Source organism: Providencia sp. PROV024 (assembly GCF_032709665.1).
Lineage (GTDB): Bacteria > Pseudomonadota > Gammaproteobacteria > Enterobacterales > Enterobacteriaceae > Providencia > Providencia huashanensis.
In genome coordinates, this window is sequence record NZ_CP120545.1 from 239484 (window position 1) to 263243 (window position 23760).

22 protein-coding genes are annotated in these 23760 nt (G+C 43.0%); 5 read left to right on the forward strand and 17 right to left on the reverse strand.

All coding sequences use genetic code 11. The annotated features are described in order from the left end of the window. Positions 1 to 16: 16 nt before the first annotated feature. Positions 17 to 622 carry an ankyrin repeat domain-containing protein gene (locus P3L56_RS01120; protein WP_048605491.1) on the reverse strand — a complete coding sequence of 202 codons (606 nt, stop codon included), beginning with the start codon at positions 620 to 622 and terminating at the stop codon, positions 17 to 19. 631 nt (positions 623 to 1253) lie between these two features. Here P3L56_RS01120 and P3L56_RS01125 point away from each other — a divergent pair. Next, entirely contained in the window at positions 1254 to 2186 is a 933-nt protein-coding gene (locus tag P3L56_RS01125; RefSeq protein ID WP_042843373.1) for a LysR substrate-binding domain-containing protein, read from the forward strand. A gap of 3 nt (positions 2187 to 2189) precedes the next feature. Here the strand turns inward: P3L56_RS01125 and P3L56_RS01130 are convergent, their stop codons facing one another. Both P3L56_RS01130 and P3L56_RS01135 read right to left on the reverse strand, forming a co-directional pair. After that, entirely contained in the window at positions 2190 to 3047 is an 858-nt protein-coding gene (locus P3L56_RS01130) for an alpha/beta hydrolase (RefSeq protein ID WP_166685483.1), read from the reverse strand. Between the two features lie 64 nt (positions 3048 to 3111). Next, a complete protein-coding gene (locus P3L56_RS01135; RefSeq protein WP_210831977.1) occupies positions 3112 to 5166 on the reverse strand; it encodes a TonB-dependent receptor domain-containing protein in 2055 nt (684 codons plus the stop codon). A gap of 703 nt (positions 5167 to 5869) precedes the next feature. Here P3L56_RS01135 and emrA point away from each other — a divergent pair. Beyond that, on the forward strand, positions 5870 to 7042 hold the full coding sequence (emrA, locus tag P3L56_RS01140; RefSeq protein ID WP_042843376.1) for a multidrug efflux MFS transporter periplasmic adaptor subunit EmrA: 1173 nt from the start codon (positions 5870 to 5872) through the stop codon (positions 7040 to 7042). Positions 7043 to 7058: 16 nt separating this feature from the next. Continuing rightward, on the forward strand, positions 7059 to 8582 hold the full coding sequence (locus P3L56_RS01145; protein WP_129466924.1) for a DHA2 family efflux MFS transporter permease subunit: 1524 nt from the start codon (positions 7059 to 7061) through the stop codon (positions 8580 to 8582). A gap of 55 nt (positions 8583 to 8637) precedes the next feature. Here the strand turns inward: P3L56_RS01145 and paaY are convergent, their stop codons facing one another. From paaY to paaA, 13 genes are all read right to left on the reverse strand, one after another. Beyond that, complete coding sequence (gene paaY, locus P3L56_RS01150) at positions 8638 to 9231, reverse strand: phenylacetic acid degradation protein PaaY (RefSeq protein ID WP_210831747.1); 594 nt, start codon at positions 9229 to 9231, stop codon at positions 8638 to 8640. A gap of 21 nt (positions 9232 to 9252) precedes the next feature. Further along, on the reverse strand, positions 9253 to 10191 hold the full coding sequence (paaX, locus tag P3L56_RS01155) for a phenylacetic acid degradation operon negative regulatory protein PaaX (protein WP_042843379.1): 939 nt from the start codon (positions 10189 to 10191) through the stop codon (positions 9253 to 9255). Between the two features lie 152 nt (positions 10192 to 10343). Further along, a complete protein-coding gene (paaK, locus tag P3L56_RS01160; RefSeq protein ID WP_042843380.1) occupies positions 10344 to 11654 on the reverse strand; it encodes a phenylacetate--CoA ligase PaaK in 1311 nt (436 codons plus the stop codon). A gap of 112 nt (positions 11655 to 11766) precedes the next feature. Continuing rightward, positions 11767 to 12969, reverse strand: a complete 1203-nt coding sequence (pcaF, locus tag P3L56_RS01165) for a 3-oxoadipyl-CoA thiolase (protein WP_042843382.1) — start codon at positions 12967 to 12969, stop codon at positions 11767 to 11769. After that, a complete protein-coding gene (gene paaI / locus P3L56_RS01170) occupies positions 12966 to 13406 on the reverse strand; it encodes a hydroxyphenylacetyl-CoA thioesterase PaaI (RefSeq protein ID WP_042843383.1) in 441 nt (146 codons plus the stop codon). Before paaI ends, pcaF begins: the two co-directional genes overlap by 4 nt. Next, a complete protein-coding gene (locus P3L56_RS01175; RefSeq protein WP_210831746.1) occupies positions 13403 to 14953 on the reverse strand; it encodes a 3-hydroxyacyl-CoA dehydrogenase in 1551 nt (516 codons plus the stop codon). The genes paaI and P3L56_RS01175 overlap by 4 nt, the downstream gene beginning before the upstream one ends. 2 nt (positions 14954 to 14955) lie before the next feature. Continuing rightward, entirely contained in the window at positions 14956 to 15750 is a 795-nt protein-coding gene (paaG, locus tag P3L56_RS01180; RefSeq protein ID WP_042843386.1) for a 2-(1,2-epoxy-1,2-dihydrophenyl)acetyl-CoA isomerase PaaG, read from the reverse strand. Positions 15751 to 15752: 2 nt separating this feature from the next. After that, positions 15753 to 16526 (reverse strand): 2,3-dehydroadipyl-CoA hydratase PaaF, encoded by a 774-nt coding sequence (paaF, locus tag P3L56_RS01185; protein ID WP_048605483.1) that lies wholly within the window; start codon positions 16524 to 16526, stop codon positions 15753 to 15755. A gap of 8 nt (positions 16527 to 16534) precedes the next feature. After that, complete coding sequence (gene paaE / locus P3L56_RS01190) at positions 16535 to 17593, reverse strand: 1,2-phenylacetyl-CoA epoxidase subunit PaaE (protein ID WP_272686188.1); 1059 nt, start codon at positions 17591 to 17593, stop codon at positions 16535 to 16537. Positions 17594 to 17603: 10 nt separating this feature from the next. Beyond that, complete coding sequence (paaD, locus tag P3L56_RS01195; protein ID WP_042843389.1) at positions 17604 to 18113, reverse strand: 1,2-phenylacetyl-CoA epoxidase subunit PaaD; 510 nt, start codon at positions 18111 to 18113, stop codon at positions 17604 to 17606. 4 nt (positions 18114 to 18117) lie between these two features. Beyond that, a complete protein-coding gene (gene paaC / locus P3L56_RS01200) occupies positions 18118 to 18876 on the reverse strand; it encodes a 1,2-phenylacetyl-CoA epoxidase subunit PaaC (protein WP_071547599.1) in 759 nt (252 codons plus the stop codon). A gap of 10 nt (positions 18877 to 18886) precedes the next feature. Further along, positions 18887 to 19174 (reverse strand): 1,2-phenylacetyl-CoA epoxidase subunit PaaB, encoded by a 288-nt coding sequence (gene paaB / locus P3L56_RS01205; protein WP_004262911.1) that lies wholly within the window; start codon positions 19172 to 19174, stop codon positions 18887 to 18889. Positions 19175 to 19207: 33 nt separating this feature from the next. Further along, positions 19208 to 20146, reverse strand: coding sequence for a 1,2-phenylacetyl-CoA epoxidase subunit PaaA (gene paaA, locus P3L56_RS01210; RefSeq protein ID WP_042843391.1), 939 nt, complete (start codon positions 20144 to 20146; stop codon positions 19208 to 19210). Between the two features lie 323 nt (positions 20147 to 20469). Here paaA and paaZ point away from each other — a divergent pair, with 323 nt between their 5' ends. Both paaZ and P3L56_RS01220 read left to right on the forward strand, forming a co-directional pair. After that, positions 20470 to 22536 (forward strand): phenylacetic acid degradation bifunctional protein PaaZ, encoded by a 2067-nt coding sequence (paaZ, locus tag P3L56_RS01215; RefSeq protein WP_210831897.1) that lies wholly within the window; start codon positions 20470 to 20472, stop codon positions 22534 to 22536. 100 nt (positions 22537 to 22636) lie between these two features. After that, positions 22637 to 23398, forward strand: a complete 762-nt coding sequence (locus P3L56_RS01220; RefSeq protein ID WP_048605480.1) for a class I SAM-dependent methyltransferase — start codon at positions 22637 to 22639, stop codon at positions 23396 to 23398. Between the two features lie 4 nt (positions 23399 to 23402). Here P3L56_RS01220 and P3L56_RS01225 read toward each other — a convergent pair whose 3' ends face one another. Then, positions 23403 to 23714 carry a monooxygenase gene (locus tag P3L56_RS01225; RefSeq protein WP_042847792.1) on the reverse strand — a complete coding sequence of 104 codons (312 nt, stop codon included), beginning with the start codon at positions 23712 to 23714 and terminating at the stop codon, positions 23403 to 23405. Between the last annotated feature and the right edge of the window lie 46 nt (positions 23715 to 23760).

Sequence of the window (23760 nt, forward strand, 5' to 3'; positions counted from 1 at the left end):
GATCGGGACGGTTCGATTATGCCCCCGCGGCAATCAATAATTCAGCTATTTCGTTATAGCCTTTTTCACGAGCCAACTCTAACGGCTTTTTACCATATTTATCGGTCATATGCGGGTTTGCGCCGTGGTCTAATAGTAATTTGACAATTTGTTGTTGCTTTTCGCCACCATCATTTAAAACGATTGCTTCAAGTAATGGTGTCCAACCGACGAAGTTGGTATGGTTTACATTGATATCAGTTTTTTCGAGTAACTCACGAACAATATCTACATGCCCTTTTTCGCTTGCTGGGGTAATTCCAACGCCACCAAAGCGGGTCAATAAATCTAAATTTGGTTTTGCAGGTAATACAAGGCGCAATAATGTTAAATCATCATTTAAACAGCTTAATAAAAAAGGGTTAAAACAAGTTTGGTCCTGTTTATTAATGTCAGCACCTGCACTAATCAGAAAAGAAACACATTCATAATGTTTATTCAGGCTAGCATTGACGATAGCAGTGCGGCCTTGACGGTTGGTGGTGTTAATATCCACACCTTTTTCAAGGCAATTTTTTAATAATTCTAATTGTCCTTGTTCAGCTGCAGTTAAAAATTCGTGAGCGAGAGTATTGGAGGTCATCATTTTCCCCTTAGGTTGGTTTATTGTTATCACCAACATAGATAAAGACAATTTAAAGATTATTTATGATGTCCAAAGCATAGCAATTGTCATTAATAAAAAGAATCCGTTTAAATTTAATTCATCAATTAAGCACTCGATTATTGAATTCAATTCAACAATAAGCCTTTTTTGTGCGTGTAAGCATTATTTTTCATCGTTTTTTGATGTGTTTTGGGTGTTTTATAGCCAAAATAGTGTGATTTTTTTTGTTAATTAAACAGGCTAATAATGATTTGATCAGTTCTGTGATGGACATCAACTTGAAAGTGTTAAATTTGTTAAGATTGTGAATTGTTTGATCATTTTAACATTGAATGTTAATACTTGGTTTGAGTATTTAATTCAATAATATTAAGTATTTTGAATATTAATAGCCACATTTAAAAATGTGCTTTTGTATTTAAAAAAGCTAAATAGAATTAAACCTCTTCTCGTTATGAATAATTCTGTTAAGCTATAAATATATGGTCGAAAAATAGTCTATTATTCAGCCTGTTGAATTTTATTCACAGATAGTCGTCATATTTTGAGTGCTAAGAGTTAAAAAAAAACAGTTTGGTTTATTTTTGTTCAATTTGGGAATACAACGATGAACTCAATTTTCACTGAAGAAAATTTACTGACTTACACGACAGCAGCAAAATTTGCCAGTTTTAGTAAGGCGGCAGAGGAGTTAGGGGTGACAACCTCTGCGGTGAGTTACACGATTAAACGTATTGAAACCTATTTGGATGTCGCGTTATTTATTCGTAATACGCGGAATATTGAGCTGACAGAAGCTGGCTATTACTTTTATCGTAAAGCAACTGACCTACTGAATAACTTTCATTTAATTCAAAAAAGTATTTATTCCATTGAGCAGGGGATTGAAGCGCGAGTTCGTATTTGTATTAACCAGTTATTATATACGCCTTACCATACCGCTAAGTTACTGCAAATATTAAAAAAACAGTTTGCTACTTGCCATATTACGGTGACAACCGAAGTGTATAATGGTGTGTGGGATGCGATTATTAATAACCATGCCGATATTGCGATTGGGGCTCCGGGAACACTGATGGATGGCGGGGGGATTGATTACACTGAAATTGGCGCCATCCATTGGCAATTCGCTATCGCTGCCACGCACCCTTTGGCATTAATGCCTGAACCGATTGCTGAAAGCCAGTTGCGTTTGTATCCCAATATTATGGTCGAAGACACCGCGCATACCATTAATAAACGTGTAGGGTGGCTGCTTCATGGGCAAGAAGCCATACAAGTTCCTGATTTCAATACTAAATGCCAATGTCAGATATTAGGGGAAGGGATTGGCTTTTTGCCTGATTATATGGTGAAAGAACATGTAAAGACTGGCCGGTTAGTCACTAAAAACATACAAAACCCGCGGCAGGATTCACATATGTTATTAGCGACACAGCACTCAGCGACTGGGCTTGTGACTCAATGGATCCGTAAGGAATTCGCAGAAAAAGGGGTTTTAACAGAATTATACAGTGACTTACTAAAACCCATTAATTAACGGCTATTGGCTAGCAACTTCGAGTGCTTTATCAATAGCATCGGGGATCACCGAACCGTGAGTTTTTCCATCAAATAAGGTAAATTCACAGGTTCTTTGCTGGTTTTGTATTTCCTCACACACTTGGCGAGCGTTGATCCAGCTTTTACGTTCTTGATAATTCTGTATTTGCTCTTGACTGAGCTTAGATAAATCAGGGCTTTCTTCCAATCCTCCTAATGTGACGAAAAGCGGCGCAGCGGCTTGTGGGCGCGTCAGTTTTGCTAAATCGACCATTTCCCCTTTACCCCACCAAAGAGACGGGCTAGCCGTGATGTAGAATTGAAAATCATTAGGCTGCTGCTGATAAGCCATTAAGGTAAATAACCCACCAAATGAATGGCCAAATAGGGTTTGCTTGCTTTTATCAATAGGAAACTGTTGCTCAACCCATGGACGGATTGTGTGAGTTAAAAATTGGTATAGCGCAGGGGAACCGCCACCTTGTTTAAAATCGTCACCTGAAACGGGTGGGGTGTAGTCGAGAGTTCGCCACGTTTTGGGAAATGCTTCGTCGACAGGGTAGCCAAGGCCTATAATAATCGGTAGTTTATCCGCTGGCAGCTTTTCAACTGCGCGATTAACCGCTTTGGGGTATAGGCCATTGCCATCAAGCATGTACAGTACAGGGCGCTTGACCGTGGAGTGATAAGGTACAGCGCTATAGATACGTAATGCGCGGTCACCATACGCCATATCCGTTTGTTGAATATCGTAAAACTGGCTGACTCGCTCATCCATACTAGGGATAGTTTGGCTAGGGCGTGCTAATGCGGAACTTGTCATACACAGTAGTAAGCTGGAAATTAACAGTTTATTCATGTTTTTTTAAGCTAAAGAGGCTACCTCAATTAAGGTAGCCGTCAAAAATTAACAAGATAAGCGCTTAGAAACTGACGTTGACGTTTGCCCAATAACGGCGTCCGTCTTCGACGTCCCAGTTGCCATAATTTTTATCAATCGCAGGGCCTTTTTCATTACCAATATTTAACACAGCAAAATTAAGCTTAGTATTTTTAAACAATTGGTAAGTTGCACCGACATCCATAGTGGTGTAACCGCTACGATAACGCGGGTACTTAGAACCATTACGTTGTGCTGCCCATATTTGTTTGCCTTCATAGCGTGCACGGGTATATAGGCTTAAATCTTCGCTGTACTGCCAGTCCAATTTTGCGTTAGCCATATGTTTTGGCGTTTTATCCAATGCATAGCCCTTGAGTGAAATACCGTTACCTAATTTTTCATCATCACTTTTACGTTCTGAATCAGTATAGGTGTAGTTTAAGCTCAATTTCCAATCTTGGGCAATTGGAATACCTGTTGCAACTTCAACCCCTTTGGTATTGGCTTTACCGACGTTATCGTAAGTGTATAACGTAAGTTTAGGGTGTGCAGGATCAGGTTTGTTCAATGAATAGCTAGTGAGTTTATTTTTAAAATCAGTATTAAACAGCGTTAAGCTGGCATTAAAACCAGATTCATGATCATAAGCAATACTGATTTCTTCGCTGATACTTTTTTCAGGCTTTAGGTCTGGGTTACCGTAGATAATGCCGTTACCACCTTGGGTTGAGGTACCATAGCCTTTGCTGATTTCACGTAACGTTGGGGCGCGAAATGCAGATGAAACACCACCTTTGATGGTAATTTCATCCGTTAAATAGTAAACGGCATAACCCCGAGGGTTCCAGTGGTTACCATAAGTTTCATGGTGATCCAAACGCAGCCCTCCGGTGAGGATCAGATCGTCAGTTGCGGTGAATTCATTTTCAACAAACAGAGCCGACTGATCGACCGACATACTGGTTTTTTCCATAATGCCTTTTCCGACTAAAGAACTGTCCTTTAGCTTGGAATATTGATACTGCCCACCGACAGTAAGAATGTTATCTGGCAAGAAAGCGACCACTTTTCCATCAACGACCGTATTAGTAATTTCAGGTACACGAGCTTCATAGCCACCTTCCCAGTAGCCTGTTGTTTTATTGCGATCTTGAGACTTGATTTTACGTTTGGTTTGTTCTTGGTAAACACTCAATTCGGTATGGAAAGTATCCCATTCGCCTTTATAAGTAAGGGCGGCATGGTTGCGATCATTATGCCATTCGTCTTTTGAGTTATATTGTTTATCACCACCACGAATTTCATACTCACCAACTGATTTACCTGGTGTAGAGGTTTTTTCTTGGGTGCTGCGACCTGCTTCAAGTAAGAAGGTTTGGTTTTCTTGTGGAGTGAAGGTTAATTTTGCGGTTAAGCTACGGTTATCGCGCTGATGATGGCCTTCTAAAATTTTATCTTCTTGGCGATAATTACCACCACCATATAACTGCAAGCCTAATTTATCTTGAATTAATGGCCCCGATAGGTAGAAGTTACCGTCAGTCGAATTACCACTATCACTATTTTCTTGGATAATGGTACCTGCGGTGACGCTACCGCGCCACTCATTGGTCACTTTTTTGGTGATGATATTAATCACACCACCCATTGCATCGGAGCCATACAGAGAGGACATTGGTCCGCGGATGACTTCGATACGCTCAATCGCTTCCACTGGTGGCATAAAGCCAGCTTCAAAACCACCGCTACCATTTGGACGCGATTCACGGCTATTTTGGCGACGACCATCCACAAGGATCAACGTATACTCGCCGGGTAAGCCTCGAATATTAATATCTTGTTTATTAGCGGCACCAACTACACTGACACCTTCAACATCTTTTACGGCGTCAGCTAAATCACGTACCGGTTTATTTTGCAATTGTTTTGCGCTGATTACGGTCACACTGGCAGGGGCATCACGTAATTGTTGTGAGTAGCCTGAAGCACTGACGACCATGGTATCTGAATTGTTATCTGCTGCTGTAGCATTAAACGTGGCTAATGCCGCACAAACCCCTGCGGCAATAAAAGAGTAGTGATAGTTCGAAGTCATGATTATCCCTGTAAATATAAATGAGAATGATAATTATATTGTTTGCGAATACTATCACTAAAACATATCAAAAATAAATAATTGCCTAGCTAATTTATAGTCAATATTTGATCTCGAATAAGGTTTTTTACTTACTCTTAACTTGTACAGCTCATTGATGTTTCAGTCTTAACATAAAATTAATATTTAACATTGGGTTAGGAAAATTTGTGATAAGTAAATGTACAGTAGACGGAGTGTTTGTGACGAAAAAAGAGAACAATGATTTCACGAGTACCGCAGCAAAGGGTGAGCGCTTTATGGTTCTTGACGGAAGGGAAAAACAGAATATACGAATCTGTAAGGGCAAGAGGATATTACAGAGGCTAAGTCGTGATTAAACGATTATTATTCAATGTAACCACAATATATTTTTACTATTGAGTATTTATCTAATCTAAAAAAGAAGATTAATTATAGGTTAAGTTATTTTATTTGTCGGTGCAATTAACTTTATTTTTATATAAAATAGTTAGTGCAGGTATGTTTATAAAATTAATCTCATATACTATGGGGTTGTGTTTTTTATGTTTAAATATCATTATGTTAACTTTTATTTTGGAATGGTTTTAATTTTAATGCACGTGTTGTCTATTGCTTTATTATATATACTCCGTAAATATAGAGTAAAACATAATATTGAATTTGGAATTTGAGACTTATTATGAGCCAATCGCCACAGACAGAAATAAATAATCAAAAAACGACAAATGAAAAGCGCAGAAAAATATGGATGGTTATTGCTACAATTATTATCATTCTATTATTTGTTGCTTATGGTATTTATTGGTTTCTCATTTTACGTTTTCAAGAATATACCGATGATGCTTATGTTTCAGGCCTACAAATCCCCATTGTTGCGCAAACAACAGGGAATGTTACCCAAGTTAATTTCGAAAATACCGACTTAGTTAAAGCTGGGGATGTATTGGTGGTGTTAGACAAAACCAATGCACAACTATCCTACGAACAAGCGAAACATGACCTTGCCACTACTGTGCGCAAAACCAAAGAGTTATATATCAATGGCGATGAATATCAGGCACAAATCCAAAAAAATCGGGTGACACTTGCGCAAGCCCAACAAGACTATCAGCGCAGAGCAGCGTTAGGGCGTAGTGGGACGATCTCAAAAGAAGATTTACAACACTCCCAAGAAGCCGTACAGCTTGCGCAAGCCGCGCTCGATATTTCCATTCAACAATATAATGCAAATCGCGCTTTGTTACGCAACACCGAGTTGAAAAAGCAACCTGCAATTTTACAAGCGGCTGATAGCGTGCGCAGTGCATGGATTAATTTGCAGCGGACAGAAATTAAAAGCCCAATGACAGGGTACGTTTCGCGGCGTAATGTCCAAGTGGGTTCCCAAGTTAGCCCACAAAGCTCATTAATGGCAATTGTCCCTGTTCAGCCAGTGTGGGTAGATGCCAACTTTAAAGAAACCCAGTTAGAGAAAGTGCGTATTGGTCAATCTGCGACTATTAATAGTGACTTTTATGGCGAAGATATTGTGTACAGTGGCACCGTTGTGGGGCTAGACATGGGGACAGGGAGTGCATTTTCTTTATTACCTGCACAAAATGCGACGGGTAACTGGATCAAAGTTGTTCAACGTTTGCCCGTACGTATCGAATTAGACCCTGAACAAGTAGCAAAATACCCACTTCGTATTGGCTTATCAATGAATGTAACTATTGATATTAAAGACCAAAGTGGCCCAGTTTTAGCGGAAGTTCAGCGCACAACACCTGCATTTGAAAGTGATGCGCTGGTCTTAAAACTTAATGATGTTGACCAGATAATCGACACCATTATTACGAATAACGCAGATTAGCCTGAAAGGAGCTATTGTGGCAGATATTCAACCGCTGAAGGGGGCGAAGCTGGTATGGGCAACCATTGCGTTATCCCTTGCGACTTTTATGCAGGTTCTCGACTCAACAATTGCTAACGTCGCTATCCCAACGATTGCCGGTAATCTTGGTGTTTCCGTGTCTCAAGGGACATGGGTCATCACTTCTTTTGGGGTATCGAATGCAATCTCTATCGCTATTTCCGGTTACCTTGCCAAGCGTTTTGGAGAAATACGGGTTTTCTTATGGGCAACCGCACTTTTTACTTTATTTTCATTGCTTTGTGGTTTCTCTGATAGTTTAGGAATGCTGATTCTGTATCGTGTTTTACAAGGTGCGGTTGCTGGGCCAGTTATCCCACTGTCACAAAGCCTGATCATGCGTTGTTATCCACCTAAAATGCAAAATATGGCATTGGCATTTTGGTCAATGACGATTATTTTAGCGCCGGTATTCGGCCCTATTTTTGGTGGCTATATCAGTGATAATTTCCACTGGAGTTGGATCTTTTTCATGAATATACCACTCGGTATTTTTGTGATTATTGTCGGTTCTATCATCTTAAGAGGAATGGAATCAACCATAGTGAAAGTGCCGTTTAATGTGATTGGCTTAGCATTGTTATCGGTAGGTGTAGGCTGTTTACAGGTGTTGTTAGATAAAGGCAAGGAGCTAGGTTGGTTAGCTTCAAATGAAATTGTCATATTAGGCGTGATTTCAGCCATTGCACTGGTGTTCTTAGTGATTTGGGAGCTAACAGATAAAAACCCAATTGTTGAACTATCTCTCTTTAAGTCGCGTAATTTTACGATAGGGACGGTGTCAGTTAGCTTAGCCTATATGGCATATTTTGGGGCGATTGTATTGTTGCCGCAACTTTTACAGGAAGTTTATGGTTATACCGCCACATGGGCTGGGCTTGCTTTAGCACCGATAGGCTTGCTTCCTGTACTTTTTTCGGCACCAGTCGCAAAACTCTCCGATTTCCTCGATATTCGCTGGATAGTCACCTTTAGTTTTGTGTTTTATGCGATTTGCTTTTTTTGGCGGGCGTATACTTTTGAACCGAGCATGGGGTTTTCTGCGGTAGTATGGCCGCAGTTAGTGCAAGGCATGGCCGTAGCTTGTTTCTTTATGCCGTTGACGACATTGACGTTATCAGGGTTACCTCCGGAAAAACTTGCCTCTGCCTCTAGTTTAGCCAACTTTTTCCGTACCTTAGCAGGGTCGATTGGGACTTCAATTACTACGACTATGTGGAGCGATAGAGAAGCCCTTCATCATAGTCAACTGACAGAGCATATTACGGATTACAACCCTGAATCTTTAGATATGTACCAAGGTATGGCCGCTCATGGGCTCAGTACAGAACAAACATCTGGTTTTATTGCGAAGGAAATTACCAACCAAGGGCTGATTATCGCGGCTAATGAAATTTTCTGGTTATGTGGCTGGGTATTTATCGCATTGATTATTACAGTGTGGTTCGCTAAACCCCCATTTGGTAATAAAGCGAAGTGATGTTATCTGGTTTTGGCCCAAAAGAGGGAGCAAATAGGTTTGCTCCTTTTTCATTCTATAGCTGAGATTTGGGAATGATGTTCTCAAAGCTAAGTTTAGGACGGTTGGTTTCAACTTTCTGTAAAGGGGCAACTTCTTTAAAGGTACTTAGGCAGCGGATCACTAAATTTTGGTAATCTTTTGTCCCACTGCTTTTCCAAGCAATTTCTTTGTCTGATAACGCACGTAACACTTTGGCAGGCGTTCCAACAATCAAGCTATTTTCTGGAAATATGGCCTCAGCTTTTACAAAGGCACAGGCGCCCACAATTGAGTTTTCACCAATTACTGCTCCATCCATAATCACGCTATTCATACCGATTAAAGCGTTACGTTTGATATGGCAACCATGCAAAACCGCACCATGACCGATGTGCCCTTCTTCTTCGACGATGGTTTCGTACTGTGGAAACCCATGCATGATGCAATTATCTTGAATATTGGCACCATCTTTAATGATCAAGCGGCCAAAATCACCTCGTAAGCTGGCATTGGGGCCGATATAGACATTTTTGCCAATGATTACGTCACCAATGACAACCGCGGTAGGGTGAACAAAGCTTTCAGTGCTGACGACAGGTGTAATACCATCAATTTGATAAAAAGGCATATAGGCTCCTTTAATGTAAGTTTAGGCGGCGATATCTCTTAAAACTCCGCCAAAACGCCGATAGTAGGCGCTCGAAGGTTGAGGAAGTTCCCCTACCGTGGTTTCACATCGTTCTGAAACATATTGTGTTGCGGCTTGGTCAATTCGTTGGTAAATATTGGTACAAAGGTGGCGAGCAATATGGCCCTCCCATTGTGCTGGAAGCAGTTCATCAGGCAACAAAGGGTCTTTTAGTGTGACTCGGCGATAGAAGTGAATTAACAACAAACGTAATTGGAAGCAATGTTCTGGGGATATTTGTGGCTCAGTATTCTCTTTAAGGAGTAGTGCCAAGGGCCTAAATAATGAAATAAATTGGTGGTAATGCTCTGATATTTCTTGCAAAGACCAAGCTTGTGATACTAACTCTTTCAAGTTTTTTTCTGAACGGCTATAAGGGTAATCTGCATGAAAATAGATGGCGTGCTCAGTGGCATTGAGCTCATTTAATAGAGAAGGAACATCAGCTTGTGCGCAGCTCGGTGCTGCCATGAGAGAGGTATTAAATTGGCCAAACCCTAACCAGCTAAGTTCTTTTTTTAGCCTGGTTTTTTCATCTTTATCAGCCGCTTCCAATAATAGTAGTTCCCATTTCCCATCCCAATCAGGCTGTTCAGCAAGGTAGATTTTACTTTCTGCTCGGCGGAATCGGCTTTGCCCGCGTTCAGAAATGCGGTAGTAGCTACGGCGACCAATTTTCTCAACATCTAGCCAGCCTTCTTTTTGTAAACGAAACACAGAAGTGCGAACAAAGCGATCGCTAAACCCCATCGGCTCTAATAGTTTGGTTAAACTGCCTAACCACACCTCGCCTCCGCGGTGATGTAAAGCATCACCGTAGAGTGAACTAATCAGAGAGGTCCCGCTAATGGGTTGGCTTTCTATGGCATGTTGTATAAATTGGCTGAGTTTATTATCCATTTATATTTCATCTATAAAATTTATGTATCAGAAGGCTTACTGAATAGTAGACATAAATTTAAAAGTTGTCTTCCATTACCTTTAATTAGTGCTATTTTTTGGCATTAAGGCATACCAAATAAGCTAACTTCAATATGCCTTAATGAGTTGAATTAAATCGCAATTCGAGTATCAATAACACGCTCCGCTTTACCTTGGGAGCGGGGGATATCACCGCAATTGACAATACTGATCCGGGTGCTAATCCCTACCATCGATTTGATACGATGTTTTAAATGATGGCAAATATTGCAGCGCTCATCATAGGTAAGTTGCTCAGGGTGCTTGAGCTCCACGCGGACTGACAAATTATCCATATTACCTTGGCGACCAATTTCTAATTGGTAATGTGGAGATAGCTCTTTGAATTGCATAATTTGTTCTTCAATTTGGGAGGGGAAGACATTTACGCCACGTATAATCATCATATCGTCAGAGCGACCAGTGATTTTACCAATACGGCGCATATTACGATTTACCCCGCTCATTAAGTGAGTCAGGTCACGAGTCCTATAGCGAATAACAGGCATAGCCTCTTTTGTCAGGGTAGTAAACACTAACTCACCATGTTCACCATCCCCCAGTGTTTTAAGTGTATCAGGGGAAATGATTTCTGGGTAAAAATGGTCTTCCCAGATGGTTGGGCCGCTAGCGCCTGCGTCAGCACACTCCATAGCTACGCCTGGCCCCATGACCTCTGATAAACCATAAATATCTAATGCTTTGATCCCAAGGCGAGTTTCAATTTCTGAGCGTAGTGATTCAGTCCAAGGTTCCGCACCAAATACACCTAATCTAAGTGAGCACTTACTAGCATCTCCACCCATGATTTTTTCAAGCTCATCGATGATACTTAAGCAATACGATGGGGTTACCATAATGACATCAGGCTTAAAATCGGCGATTAGTTGCGCTTGCTTTTCTGTTTGGCCACCAGACATTGGGATCACCGCAGCACCAAGGCGCTCTGCACCATAGTGAGCACCTAGACCACCGGTAAATAAACCATAACCATAGGCGACATGAACTTTATCACCGCGAACAGTCCCCGCTGAGCGTAGGCTACGGGCAATTAAATCAGCCCAATTATCGATATCCCGTTGGGTATAGCCAACAACTGTCGGGCGGCCTGTCGTGCCAGAGGATGCATGAATACGAATAATTTGGTCCATTGGCACTGCGAAAGTACTAAATGGGTAGTTTTCACGTAAATCTTGCTTTGTTGTATAAGGGAATTTTTCGATATCACTAAGTTGTTTAAAGTCGTCAGGATGTACCCCTGCATCGTCGAATTTCTTACGGTACATAGGCACATTTTCATATGCGTGAGTGAGTGTCCACTTCATCCGAGAATACTGTAATGACTCGATTTCATCGCGTGAGGCAAATTCGATTGGGTCGATGTTGTCTTGTATCATGCTCATAATTGCCAGTCCTCATAATTATTATATTTACCAGTTCACATTGATGTTGTTTCTGGTTTTAGCCTGAGCAGGTGTAGGGTTCAGGCTGTTTTTATTGGTATTAAGACGTTGTTTAGACTCGTTCAATAACCATAGCTATCCCTTGACCAACACCAATGCACATGGTGCACAACCCGTAGCGACCTTGTTTGCGATGGAGTTCGTTGACAGCGGCAATGGCCAGCCTTGCACCACTCATACCTAATGGGTGACCCAAGGATATTGCCCCACCGTTGGGGTTAACATGTGGGGCATCGTCAGGTAAACCTAACCCCCTTAAGACAGCCAGTGCTTGTGCTGCAAAGGCTTCGTTTAATTCAATAACATCCATTTGCTCTATACTTAGACCGGCAACCTCTAGGGCTTTTAATGCAGCAGGAAGTGGGCCAATTCCCATCAACCTTGGTTCAACACCACAAGTCGCTGTCGCGATAACGCGTGCTCGTGGGGTAAGCCCTTGCTGCTTAGCAATGCTTTCGGATGCAATGATTAATGCAGCAGCACCATCATTGACCCCTGAAGCATTACCCGCGGTGACCGTTCCGTTTTCACGAAAAGGGGTTTTTAGTTTTTGTAATTGTTCAAAGGTTGTTTCCGCACGAGGGTGCTCGTCTTCAGTGACAAGTAACTCATTTTTGCGTTGTTTAACGGTGACAGGGGTTATTTCTTGCGCAAAAAACCCTTTGATTCTTGCGGCTTCAGTACGTTGTTGGCTGCGCAGGGCGAAAGCATCTTGGTCCTCACGGCTGATCTGATATGTTTCAGCAACGTTTTCAGCTGTTTCTGGCATAGAGTCAGTTGAAAACTGTTGTTCCATTAACGGGTTAATAAACCGCCAGCCAATTGTCGTATCAAAGACTTGAGCTTGTCGTGAGAAAGCCGATTCGTGTTTTCCCATTACGAAAGGGGCGCGGCTCATTGACTCTACGCCACCTGCAATCATCAAACCAGACTCTCCCGCTTTGATACTTCTTGCCGCAAACGCAATAGCATCAAGGCCTGAACCACATAATCGGTTAATGGTGGTACCGGAAACAGAAACTGGTAAGCCCGACAGTAAACTGGCCATACGCGCGACATTGCGGTTATCTTCCCCTGCTTGGTTTGCGCAACCTAAAATAATGTCATCGACTAGTGACCAATCTAGCTGTGGGTGCCGCGCCATTAATGCTTTGAGAGGCACAGTGGCGAGGTCATCGGGGCGTAATGATGCAAGCGCACCACCATAGCGGCCAATAGGTGTGCGAACACCGTCGCAAATATAGGCGTCAATCATGATGGTTCTCCTACTAGACGGTGCCCCAGCCGATGTGAACGACCATGAAATAAGGCTAATGTTTTGCCGTCTTGGTTGACTATTTCAACTTCATATAGGCCATTTTGTTTACCTTGATGTTTCATTTGCGCTATTGCAGTGAGTAAATCACCTTCAAAACCGGGGCGAATGAAATCGATAGAGCACATAGAGGCAACAGCAGCGTGCCCTTGGCTGTTGCAGGCATAGGCGAAGGCGGTATCTGCAAGGCTAAAGAGTTGCCCCCCGTGACAGGTTTTATGGCCATTTAGCATTTGTGCTGTAATCGGCATTTTTAGTTGCGCAAAACCTTCCTCTACTTTTTCAATAGACATGCCCATAGCTTTTGCGCATGCGTCATCTTTGTACATCATGTGGGCTGATTGTTGAGCAAGGGTAACATTTGGTACGGAAATCATAGCAACTCCTTGAAAGATAAAGATTGATGGCCTACAGCTAACTGCCTTAATAATGGGTTGGGCCGATAGCGGCTATCCCCATAAAACTGTGTTAAGTGCTCAAGTACTGTTAATACTCGTTGCCAGCCAAGTTGCGCTCCCCAAGCTAAAGGGCCTTTGGGGTAATTCACACCAAAACGCATGGCGTTATCCGTATCCAGTGTGGTTGCTATCCCTTTATTGACGACATCCAGCGCTTCATTACATAACATCGCAACAGTTCTCATTGCTAAGAGTGCAGGGTAGTCAGGTAGTACAATCACGTTTTTCCCAAGCGATTGAAAAAATGCAATTGCTTGCTGGTTTTGTTGCACGTTATTTTGTGCAGCACAGCTGAGAGTGACTGCCGTTGCAGCAAGGTAATTAGCAGATAAATCAAATTGCACGACAGCTTGCCCCAACTTTTGCGCATGAGATGATGTTGATTCACCATTTGTTAACATAATAATAACGTCATTAACAATGAGTGTTGGGGATTGTTCTTGCTGTTGTGTTGATCCTTCGAGTGAGATCCCACTTTCAGATAAAAGCTGCACAAATTCAGGAAATATTTGCCAATTCCCACATACTTTGACCTGTTGTGGTTGGTCAAGAAGGGCTTTTGCTGAAAATAATGGCTTAGGTTGCGGTTTGTTATCATCGTAATGATAGAAACCTTGTTTTGATTTACGACCGAAATGCCCAGCCTGAACTAATTCTAACTGCATTAATGAGGTTTGAAATCGTGGGTCATAGCCGAAGGCTTTAAACACCGATTCAGTCACCGCATAGTTGATGTCATGGCCGATTAAGTCAGTAAGTTGTAATGGCCCCATGGCAAATCCACCTGCATCGCGTATTGCGCAATCTAACGTTGCGGGGCTGCCAATTTGCTCTTCAAGGGCTCGTAATGTTTCTGCGTAAAATGGTCTTGCCACTCGGTTAACAATAAAACCAGGGGTAGAACGGCAAATAACAGGGACTTTACCGAATGACTTGGTCAATATTTTTAATTGTGAAATAACGTGGTCTGATGTTTCTAACCCACGAACTACTTCGACTAACTTCATCACGGGGGCGGGGTTAAAAAAATGCAGCCCAGCAAGGCGTTCAGGGTGCTTTAATTGACTGGCAATGGCAGTAATTGAGAGCGATGAGGTATTACTTGCAAATATAGTTTTTTCGCTACAAATAGCTTCTAAATCGTTAAAAATAGCTTGTTTTATCTCTAATTTTTCTGCGATAGCTTCAATGACCAGTTGCGCATTCGCTAATTGAGATAAATTTTGCACCACAGTAATGTTTTCGATGATGCTTTCTGTCGCTTTGGCTTCAGCTTTCCCTTGGGTAACCCGTTTGCGTAAACGTTGGGTCATTGCTGATACTGATTGGGTTAATACCTGTTGATTAACATCAAACAGTAAAACAGTTAAGCCTGCTGTAGCTGCCACTTGCGCAATACCAATGCCCATGGTGCCTGCGCCAATTACGGCTACAGTCTGGATGCGAGTATTCAAAGGTAAAGTCATGGTTATCTCCCTTTGAATTGCGGTTCGCGTTTATTTAAAAAGGCACTGACCCCTTCGCGGTAGTCTTCACTACGCCCCCCTAAGCGTTGTAAATCACGCTCAAGGTCAAGTTGTTCATCAAGGGTATTGGTTGCCGCGGCGTAAATCGCTTTTTTGATTAACCCTAAACCGTAAGTCGGTTGAGTAGCTAAATGCATAGCCAACTGGTTTACGGTATCGGATAGCTCTTCGTTTTCCGTGACTTGCCAAATCATTCCCCACTGCAAGGCTTGCTCTGCACTAATTTTATCGCCTAATAATGCCATTCCCATGGCTCTTGCATGGCCTGCAAGTTGGGGCAAAAACCAGCTTCCACCAGAATCGGGAACTAGCCCCAAGCGGCAGAATGATTGAATAAAACTCGCACTTTTTGCTGCAATTACGATATCCCCTGCAAGGGCAATGGCAGCGCCTGCGCCCGCAGCAACACCGTTAACGGCGCAGATGATTGGTTTTGGCAAAGAGGTTAAACGGCGGATTAACGGGTTATAGTAGGTTTCAACGGAGAAACCAAGGTCAGGCGTTTCGTTACCTACGCTGACGTTCCGGTCGTTAAGGTCTTGACCAGCACAAAACCCTCTACCAGCTCCGGTGATCACTAAACAGCGTATCGTTTCATCTCGTTCCGCAAGCTTGATAGCATCACTAAGCTGACGATGCATTTCATCGTTAAAGCTATTAAGTCGATCGGGGCGGTTTAATGTAATAGTGAGGACCCCATTCTCTTGCGTTGCGAGGATCATCGCTTGGTTTGTCATAATTATTTCCCTGTAAACTGAGGTTTTCGTTTTTCAAAGAATGCATCGATCCCTTCGCGTCGATCTTCGGTGCCGGCTAAGGCGACAAAGTACTGACGCTCAAGTTGTAAACCTTCAGCCAAATGATTTTCTTGGGAATGAATTAGCGAAGCTTTTGCCGCCCGAACCGCTAAAGGTGCATGTATTGCAATGCGTTGCGCAATTTTCTGAGCTCGTTCAACAACTAATTCATCCACACAAATTTCGCTAATTAGCCCTGCCTGAAGAGCGTGTTTTGCATTGATAGGCTCCCCTGTGAGTACCATTTGCATGGCAAGAGACTTACCAACGGAGCGGATCAGCCGTTGTGTCCCCCCCGCACCGGGTATTAGACCGAGTGTTATTTCAGGCAAGCCGAAACGTGCGGACTCCCCCGCAATAATGATGTCGCTAGCAAGCAGTAGTTCAAACCCAGCGCCTAAGGCGTAACCATTAGCAGCGGTAATGATAGGTTTTGATATCATTGAGAGCCGCTGCCATACTTGGGGTCGTCTATCAGTGATAGCGTTAGCAACGGTTTGTTGCTGTAATTCTTTAAGATCAGCGCCAGCAGCAAAAAAACGTGAATTCCCAGTGATAACGATCGCGCCAATCTCATCATTGGCAGCTGCTTGCTCTAAGTTTTGCACTAAGAGTTCTAAACAATCGGTACTTAATGCATTGCGTACTTCTGGCCGATTGAGTGTCAGTGTCAGTACCCGGTTGTTTTGGTGAGATAAAATCCAAGGGTTTTCCATTGTGGCTCCTACACATCAAAATCCAGAACGACGCCATCTCCTTTAGGCCAAGACTGGCAGCTAAGAATATAACCATCAGAAATTTGGTCAGGCTCTAAGCTATAATTGACGCCCATTTCGACTTCTCCTGCACGCAATTTACATTTACAAGTTGCGCAAACCCCACCTTTACAGGCATAGGGCAAGTCGGCTCCTTGGCGTAAAGCGGCATCAAGAATGCTGTCATCTTGGCTATCCATACTGATGTTCATTGTGCGACCATCAAGGTGGATACTGACTTGACGAGTTTCGGTGGCGAGGGCGGAGGTCGGCTTGAATTTGATACCGGATGTATTAAAGCGCTCGGTATGAACAAACTCTTTTGGCATACCATAATTGATTAATGTGTCGTGTACTTCATCCATCATACTTTCTGGACCACAAATAAAAGCGCGGTCAAATTGTTGAAAATTCAATAACGTTTTACCTAATGCATTGAGCTGCTGTTGGCTGATGCGTCCACTTAATAACTCGCTATCTTGTTGCTCTTGGCTAAATAGGTAAAGTACTTGAAAACGCTGTGCAAACCGGTTTTTGAGGTCTGCAATGCTTTTTTTAAACATCACCGAACGGCTATTGCGGTTACCATAAATCAACACAAAGTGACTTTTGGTTTCCGTCTGTAATGTGGCTTTAATAATCGAAAGTAGGGGGGTGATCCCTGAACCGGCAGCGATAGCAAGATAGTGCGCCTGAGTATTCGGCTCAGGTTGATAGCCAAATTGCCCTTGAGGGATCATCACCTCAAGGCTATCACCGACAGTTAGATGTTGGTTGATAAAATTGGAAAACCGACCTTCGTAGATCGCTTTAACGCCAATTTTCAGTGTGTTTTCATCGGGTGAGCTACAAATAGAATAACAACGGCGTAAATTTTCCCCCTGAATGGAGGCTTTTAAAGTCAGGTGTTGCCCTGGTCGATAATGATATTGCTCGCGTAACGCATCAGGAACACTGAATGTCACTGCGACAGCATCAGGGGTGTCACGTTCAATAGCGGCAATATTTAAACGATGGAATACAGTCATGAGGGTGCCCCTAAATACATTTAAAGTAATCAAACGGTTCTAAACATTCAGTGCAGCGATACAATGCTTTGCAGGCTGTTGAACCAAACTCACTAATTTTTTCTGTTTGTTGGCTATCACAGCGTGGACAACAGACAGCACCTTTGTGTTCAGGGTGTTCACAGGATGTTCCTTGCGGGGGTGCGATACCGAATTCCCGTAAGCGCCTTTTGGCGTCTTGGTTCATCCAGTCAGTTGTCCAAGCTGGGGTCAGCATCACTTCAATATCGATATTTTGGAACCCTGCTTTACCAAGAACCGTTTTGATTTCATTGATTAAAAATTCAGTTGCTGGGCAACCAGAATAGGTAGGTGTAAAAATAACTTTCCACCCTTGTTTGTTAGGTACCACATTGCGGATCATGCCAAGATCAGTAATAGAGAGTGCTGGCAGCTCAGGATCAGGAATTTGCTGAAGCTGTTGCCAGATCACATGAACTTGGGGGGATTGAAGCTGGTTAGGTTGCAGTCTCTGTTCCATCACGTCACCACTGGCTATTTGGGTAAGCACGTTGCATAAATTGCAGCTGTGTTAATAACAGACCTAAGTGTTCAGTGTGGCTACCTTGCTTACCACCGATGCGATAGGCCTCTTTTTCAGGTATGTTGAGTGTCGCCTCGGCAAATGTTTCATTGACCGTATTTAGCCAAGTTTCTTTTAGGCTGCGTGGGTCAACGGCTATGCCCACCTCGCTGAGTGCAACTTCAATAGCGTCTGCATGGAAGAGTTCACCGGTAAAGCGCCATAATTCATCAACGGAGCGCTGAATTCTCCTGTGACTCTCTTCGCTACCATCCCCTAAGCGGATCATCCAATTACGGCTAAAACGTAAATGATAAAGGGCTTCTTTTAAGGATTTTTCAGCTATCGCTGAGAGTTGTTTATCGTGGCTATGAATCAGTGATTCATATAATGGAACGTGATAAGCATCTATAAAGAATTGGCGCACTAGGGTATCGGCAAAGTCATTATTCGGTTGTTCGACGAGTAATAGGTTGCTAAATTCCCTTTCATCACGCAAAAAAGCGAGGGTGTCCTCATCATATCCGGCCCCTTTTAATTGCGCTGCATAACTTAAAAAATGACGAGCTTGCCCCAATAAGTCTAAGCCGATATTAGACAGTGCAAGGTCAATTTCAATTTCAGGGGCATGGCCACACCATTCGCATAGGCGCTGTGCAAGAATTAATGGGGTATCACCGAGCCTTAATGTGTAGTGGTGGAGCTGTTGTTGTTGATCCATCGTAAGCTCCTTACATGTTTTTGATACCATCAGGGATGGTATAGAAAGTTGGGTGGCGATAGACTTTGGTATCTGCAGGGTCAAAAAATGTGCTCTTGTCTTCGGGCTGTGAGGCGATTAAATGTGCAGCTTTTACCACCCAAATCGAACAGCCCTCGCTGCGCCTTGTGTAGGCGTCGCGGGCATTTTCCAGCGCCATTTGGTCATCGGCCGCGTGTAAGCTACCAACGTGGCGATGAGCAAGCCCTTGTTTGCTACGGACAAAAACTTCATACAGTGGCCAATCTTGATTGCTCATGGGGTTTTCCTTTTCAGTAAGTGGTTAAATGAGTTAAGCGGCAGATTTAACGGCTTTTTGTTTGCGACTATGTGCCATTGCGCCTTCACGTACCCAAGCACCGTCTTCCCATCCTTTGCGTTTCGCACCAACACGTTCGTGATTACAAATGCCATTACCTTTAATGACTTGATAAAATTCTTCCCAGTCAATTTCGCCAAATCGGTAGTGACCAAGTTCTTCATCCCAAACCAAATCAGGGTCAGGAATAGTCATGCCGAGTGCTTCAACCTGCGGAACTGTGTTATCCACAAATTTTTGGCGTAATTCATCATTACTGAAGCGCTTGATTTTCCAAGCCATACTTTGTGCGCTATGCGGTGAGTCTGAATCATTTGGGCCAAACATGGTCAGTACAGGCCACCAAAAGCGGTTTATTGCATCTTGCAGCATTGCTTTTTGTTCTTCACTTCCTTGTGCAAGCGCCATAACTGCTTCATAACCTTGACGTTGATGGAAACTTTCTTCTTTACAGATTTTCACCATGGCGCGTGCATATGGCCCATATGATGCGCGGCACAGAGCCACTTGGTTCACAATGGCTGCCCCATCGACTAACCAACCAATTACACCAATGTCAGCCCAGCTTAATGTGGGGTAATTGAAAATGGAGGAATACTTCATTTTTTCATCAAGTAGTTTTTGGTAAATGTCTTGGCGAGAGCAACCGAGGGTTTCTGCTGCGCTATACAGATATAGACCATGCCCTGCTTCATCTTGAATTTTGGCCAGTAAGATAGCTTTGCGGCGCAGTGTTGGTGCGCGTGTTAACCAATTTGCTTCCGGTAACATGCCAATCACTTCCGAATGGGCATGTTGGCCTATTTGGCGGATAAGGTTCTGCCGATAAGCATCGGGCATCCAGTCCTTGGGCTCGATGGAAATATCGGCTTCGATTTTGGCTTCGAAGTTAGCCTGATTTTGCTCGCTCATTGATTTTTCCATTAAGTGATTCGAAAATTAAATGTAATTTTTGAATGATGAATCATATTTATTTAACATTAATGCTAGGAATGGTTAACAAAAAGGTCAATGTTTATTAACCTGCTTTTGCGATGCGCCTCACAATTAATAATTATTAAATCAATATAAACAGTTGGTTATATTCGGTATGTTTTATGTGGTTTTAATATGAAAGATGGTTTTTATGCGGAAATGTTTTTAATTTGTTAAATTTAAATTGGCATCTATGCTTGTATTTATGATACATATTTACAATCAAATATTATTTAGTGTTTTTATTTCTGGAGAGGAATATGTCACATTTAACAAGTTATATTATGGGGAAGTGGGTACAAGGTGAGGGGGAAGGGCGGAAAATTTACCATGCTCTGACGAATGAAACCTTATATACGGTAACGACCGAGGGGCTGCCATTAGCGGATAGCTTAGAATATGGTCGAAAAGTGGGTGGTGAAACCTTGTCTGCACTCACATTTCAGCAACGTGGTCAAATGCTCAAATCATTGGCGAAGTACCTGCTAGAACATAAAGCACACCTCTATGCTATTTCAGCACAAACCGGGGCGACGAAAGCGGATAGTTGGGTTGATATTGAAGGGGGGATTGCCACTTTATTCTCCTATTCAGGTTTAGCAAACCGTGAATTACCAGATGATACTATTTGGCCAGAAGATGAAATGATCCCGCTATCGAAACAAGGGCAATTTATTGGTCGTCATATTTTGACATCTCGTCGTGGGGTTGCTTTGCATATCAATGCGTTTAATTTTCCTTGCTGGGGGATGCTGGAAAAGCTGGCTCCAACGTGGTTGGCTGGTATGTCTGCGATTATCAAGCCTGCAACAGCATCCGCGCAGGTGACTCAAGCGATGGTGAAGCTAATGGTTGAGAGTGGTCTGGTTCCCGAAGGGGCGATCCAGTTGGTTTGTGGTGGTGTGGGTAATATGTTTGACTACCTTGATTTTGAAGATGTCGTGACATTTACCGGTTCTGCGGCGACAGGGCAGAAGCTAAAATCACATCCCACAATTATTGCGAAATCGGTTCCATTCACCATGGAGGCAGACTCACTAAACTGCGCGGTATTAGGGAATGACGTACATCCGGAACAACCTGAATTTGCTTTATTTATTAAGGAAGTAGTTCGTGAAATGACGGCAAAAGCAGGGCAGAAATGCACCGCTATTCGTCGGGTTATTGTGCCCAAAAATCAGCTTGAAAATGTCAAGCAAGCGCTACTTAAGCGTTTATCGAGCACGACGATGGGTGACCCTGCGGTTGAAGGGGTTCGTATGGGGGCATTGATTAACTTAGAACAGCGCCAAGATGTGCAAGACAAAGTCGACTATTTGCGTCAAAACGGCTGTGAAGTCTTGTGTGGTGGGCAGTTTAATCAACTGGATATTGTGGGGGGAGACCCCAAGAATGGGGCATTTTATCCACCAACTTTACTCTATTGTGCGGAACCTTTTAAACACCATGCGGTACATGAAACCGAGGCTTTTGGGCCAGTCGCAACCTTAATGTGCTATGACAATGATGATATTCAGCAGGCTGTACAATTAGCCATTTTAGGGGGAGGAAGCTTAGCGGGGACATTAGTGACCGCAGACCCGCAAGTAGCTCAATCGGTAATCCGTATGAGCGCAAGGGCTCACGGCCGGATGCTGATTTTAAATGAAGCTTCAGCGTTGGAGTCAACAGGGCATGGTTCTCCACTCCCCTTATTGGTACATGGTGGGCCTGGGCGTGCGGGTGGTGGTGAGGAGCTTGGCGGGCTTCGGGCAGTGAAACACTATATGCAGCGTACAGCCATTCAGGGCAGCCCATCGATGTTAACTTCTATTACAAAACAATGGATTAGGGGCGCAGATACCGTTGCTGACGTAGTGCATCCATTCCGCAAACACTTTGAGGACCTCGTGATTGGCGATACGCTGCTAACAGCAAGACGCACAGTGACAGAAGCGGATATTACTCATTTTGCTTGCCTGAGTGGTGACCATTTCTATGTACACGTCGACAAAATTGGTGCGGCGCAATCCTTATTTGGTGAACGCATCGCTCATGGGTATTTTGTTGTTTCGGCTGCGGCAGGGTTATTTGTAGATGCGGGTGTTGGGCCTGTCATCGCTAATTATGGAATGGAAAACCTACGTTTTATTGAACCTGTTAAAATTGGTGATACGATCCAAGTTCGCCTAACATGCAAGAAAAAGATTAAAAAAGTGCAAAAACTTGCTGAAGATACACCAAATGGCGTGGTTGAATGGGATGTGCAAGTCTTTAATCAGGACAACACAGTGGTGGCGTTATACAGTATTTTAACCTTAGTGGAACGACGGGAAGGGGATTTTTAGTCATTACTTGTTGCCAAACTATTGGTTGAATAAATAGGTGCTTTTTCAATCATTTTCTGCTTTTATTGAGTTATTGTTAATTTGACCTAGGGAAAGTGAAATGAAAACGCACCACCAAGCGGTTTACCAACAATTTGACGAGCAGGCTAATTCGTATTTAACCAGCCAAGTTCATGCGCAGGGTGAAGACTTACAGATTTTACAGCAATTGCTGCAAGCGAGTCAGCAGGCACATGTGCTTGACCTAGGTTGTGGTGCGGGTCATGCCAGCTTTCATGCGGCTCAGTTAGTAAAGTCAGTGGTTGCCTATGACTTATCGGATTCGATGCTCAATGTGGTCGCTAAAAATGCACAGGAACGCGGGCTCAACAATATTACGACATGCAAAGGGACTGCGGAGTCATTACCATTTGAAGATAATTCGTTTGATATGGTGATTAGCCGTTATTCAGCGCACCATTGGCATGACGTAGAAAAAGCGCTGCGTGAGGTGCATCGTGTTTTACAGCCTGCAGGAAAAGGCATTTTTATTGATGTTGTTTCTCCGGGGCACCCGTTGTTAGACATTTATCTGCAAACGGTTGAAGTTCTCCGTGATACTTCACATATTCGAGATTATTCGGCGGGTGAATGGTCTGGTATGCTAAATAACGCAGGGTTGTTCGTCAGTGGGGTCAAAAGTTTTCGTTTGCCGCTGGAGTTTACCAGTTGGGTTGAGCGGATGCGAACTCCAGAGCTTTTGGTTAATGCGATCCGTCAATATCAAAAAACATTAAGTCATGAGGTAAAAAGCCATTTTGCGGTTCAGGAAGATGGCTCATTTACCTCAGATGTGATGCTATTCGAATTTCAGCGCCAGTAAATAATTACTCGCTTATAAACTGTGCTTGGTTCAATTGGCTAAGCGCAGTATTTACTGCAAAAATTTCACCACGAACTTCAGGAATACCAAATGATTTCAAGCGTGCGCTGTGTTTTTGTAGGTAAGCTTTGGCATCAGCCTCAGAAGTAAACAGATAAACCCCACCGGCTTGTTGGGTTTGCTGGTTTTCTGTCCAAATTTTCCATACAAAGCCAGGTTCTTGGTTAATCGAATTGGCTAATTCATCCATTGCTATGGTCATTTCTGCGCCCCAAGGCCCTTGGTAGGGGAAATCAACTTGTAAGATAACGTTCATATATACTCCTTATTGTTAGCGCCGTATGATATCCCCTAACGCAAAT

Coding starts and splice junctions, on each gene's coding strand:
- paaE (WP_272686188.1), bottom strand. CDS start 17,593: ATGACTGTATTCCATCGTTTAAATATTGCCGCTATTGAACGTGACACC.
- paaA (WP_042843391.1), bottom strand. CDS start 20,146: ATGAGCGAGCAAAATCAGGCTAACTTCGAAGCCAAAATCGAAGCCGAT.
- P3L56_RS01135 (WP_210831977.1), bottom strand. CDS start 5,166: ATGACTTCGAACTATCACTACTCTTTTATTGCCGCAGGGGTTTGTGCG.
- paaD (WP_042843389.1), bottom strand. CDS start 18,113: ATGGAACAGAGACTGCAACCTAACCAGCTTCAATCCCCCCAAGTTCAT.
- P3L56_RS01120 (WP_048605491.1), bottom strand. CDS start 622: ATGACCTCCAATACTCTCGCTCACGAATTTTTAACTGCAGCTGAACAA.
- paaB (WP_004262911.1), bottom strand. CDS start 19,174: ATGAGCAATCAAGATTGGCCACTGTATGAAGTTTTTGTCCGTAGCAAA.
- paaG (WP_042843386.1), bottom strand. CDS start 15,750: ATGACAAACCAAGCGATGATCCTCGCAACGCAAGAGAATGGGGTCCTC.
- P3L56_RS01225 (WP_042847792.1), bottom strand. CDS start 23,714: ATGAACGTTATCTTACAAGTTGATTTCCCCTACCAAGGGCCTTGGGGC.
- paaC (WP_071547599.1), bottom strand. CDS start 18,876: ATGGATCAACAACAACAGCTCCACCACTACACATTAAGGCTCGGTGAT.
- paaY (WP_210831747.1), bottom strand. CDS start 9,231: ATGCCTTTTTATCAAATTGATGGTATTACACCTGTCGTCAGCACTGAA.
- paaX (WP_042843379.1), bottom strand. CDS start 10,191: ATGGATAATAAACTCAGCCAATTTATACAACATGCCATAGAAAGCCAA.
- paaZ (WP_210831897.1), top strand. CDS start 20,470: ATGTCACATTTAACAAGTTATATTATGGGGAAGTGGGTACAAGGTGAG.
- pcaF (WP_042843382.1), bottom strand. CDS start 12,969: ATGATTGACGCCTATATTTGCGACGGTGTTCGCACACCTATTGGCCGC.
- P3L56_RS01220 (WP_048605480.1), top strand. CDS start 22,637: ATGAAAACGCACCACCAAGCGGTTTACCAACAATTTGACGAGCAGGCT.
- P3L56_RS01130 (WP_166685483.1), bottom strand. CDS start 3,047: ATGAATAAACTGTTAATTTCCAGCTTACTACTGTGTATGACAAGTTCC.
- P3L56_RS01125 (WP_042843373.1), top strand. CDS start 1,254: ATGAACTCAATTTTCACTGAAGAAAATTTACTGACTTACACGACAGCA.
- P3L56_RS01175 (WP_210831746.1), bottom strand. CDS start 14,953: ATGACTTTACCTTTGAATACTCGCATCCAGACTGTAGCCGTAATTGGC.
- paaI (WP_042843383.1), bottom strand. CDS start 13,406: ATGATTTCCGTACCAAATGTTACCCTTGCTCAACAATCAGCCCACATG.
- paaF (WP_048605483.1), bottom strand. CDS start 16,526: ATGGAAAACCCTTGGATTTTATCTCACCAAAACAACCGGGTACTGACA.
- paaK (WP_042843380.1), bottom strand. CDS start 11,654: ATGAGCATGATACAAGACAACATCGACCCAATCGAATTTGCCTCACGC.
- emrA (WP_042843376.1), top strand. CDS start 5,870: ATGAGCCAATCGCCACAGACAGAAATAAATAATCAAAAAACGACAAAT.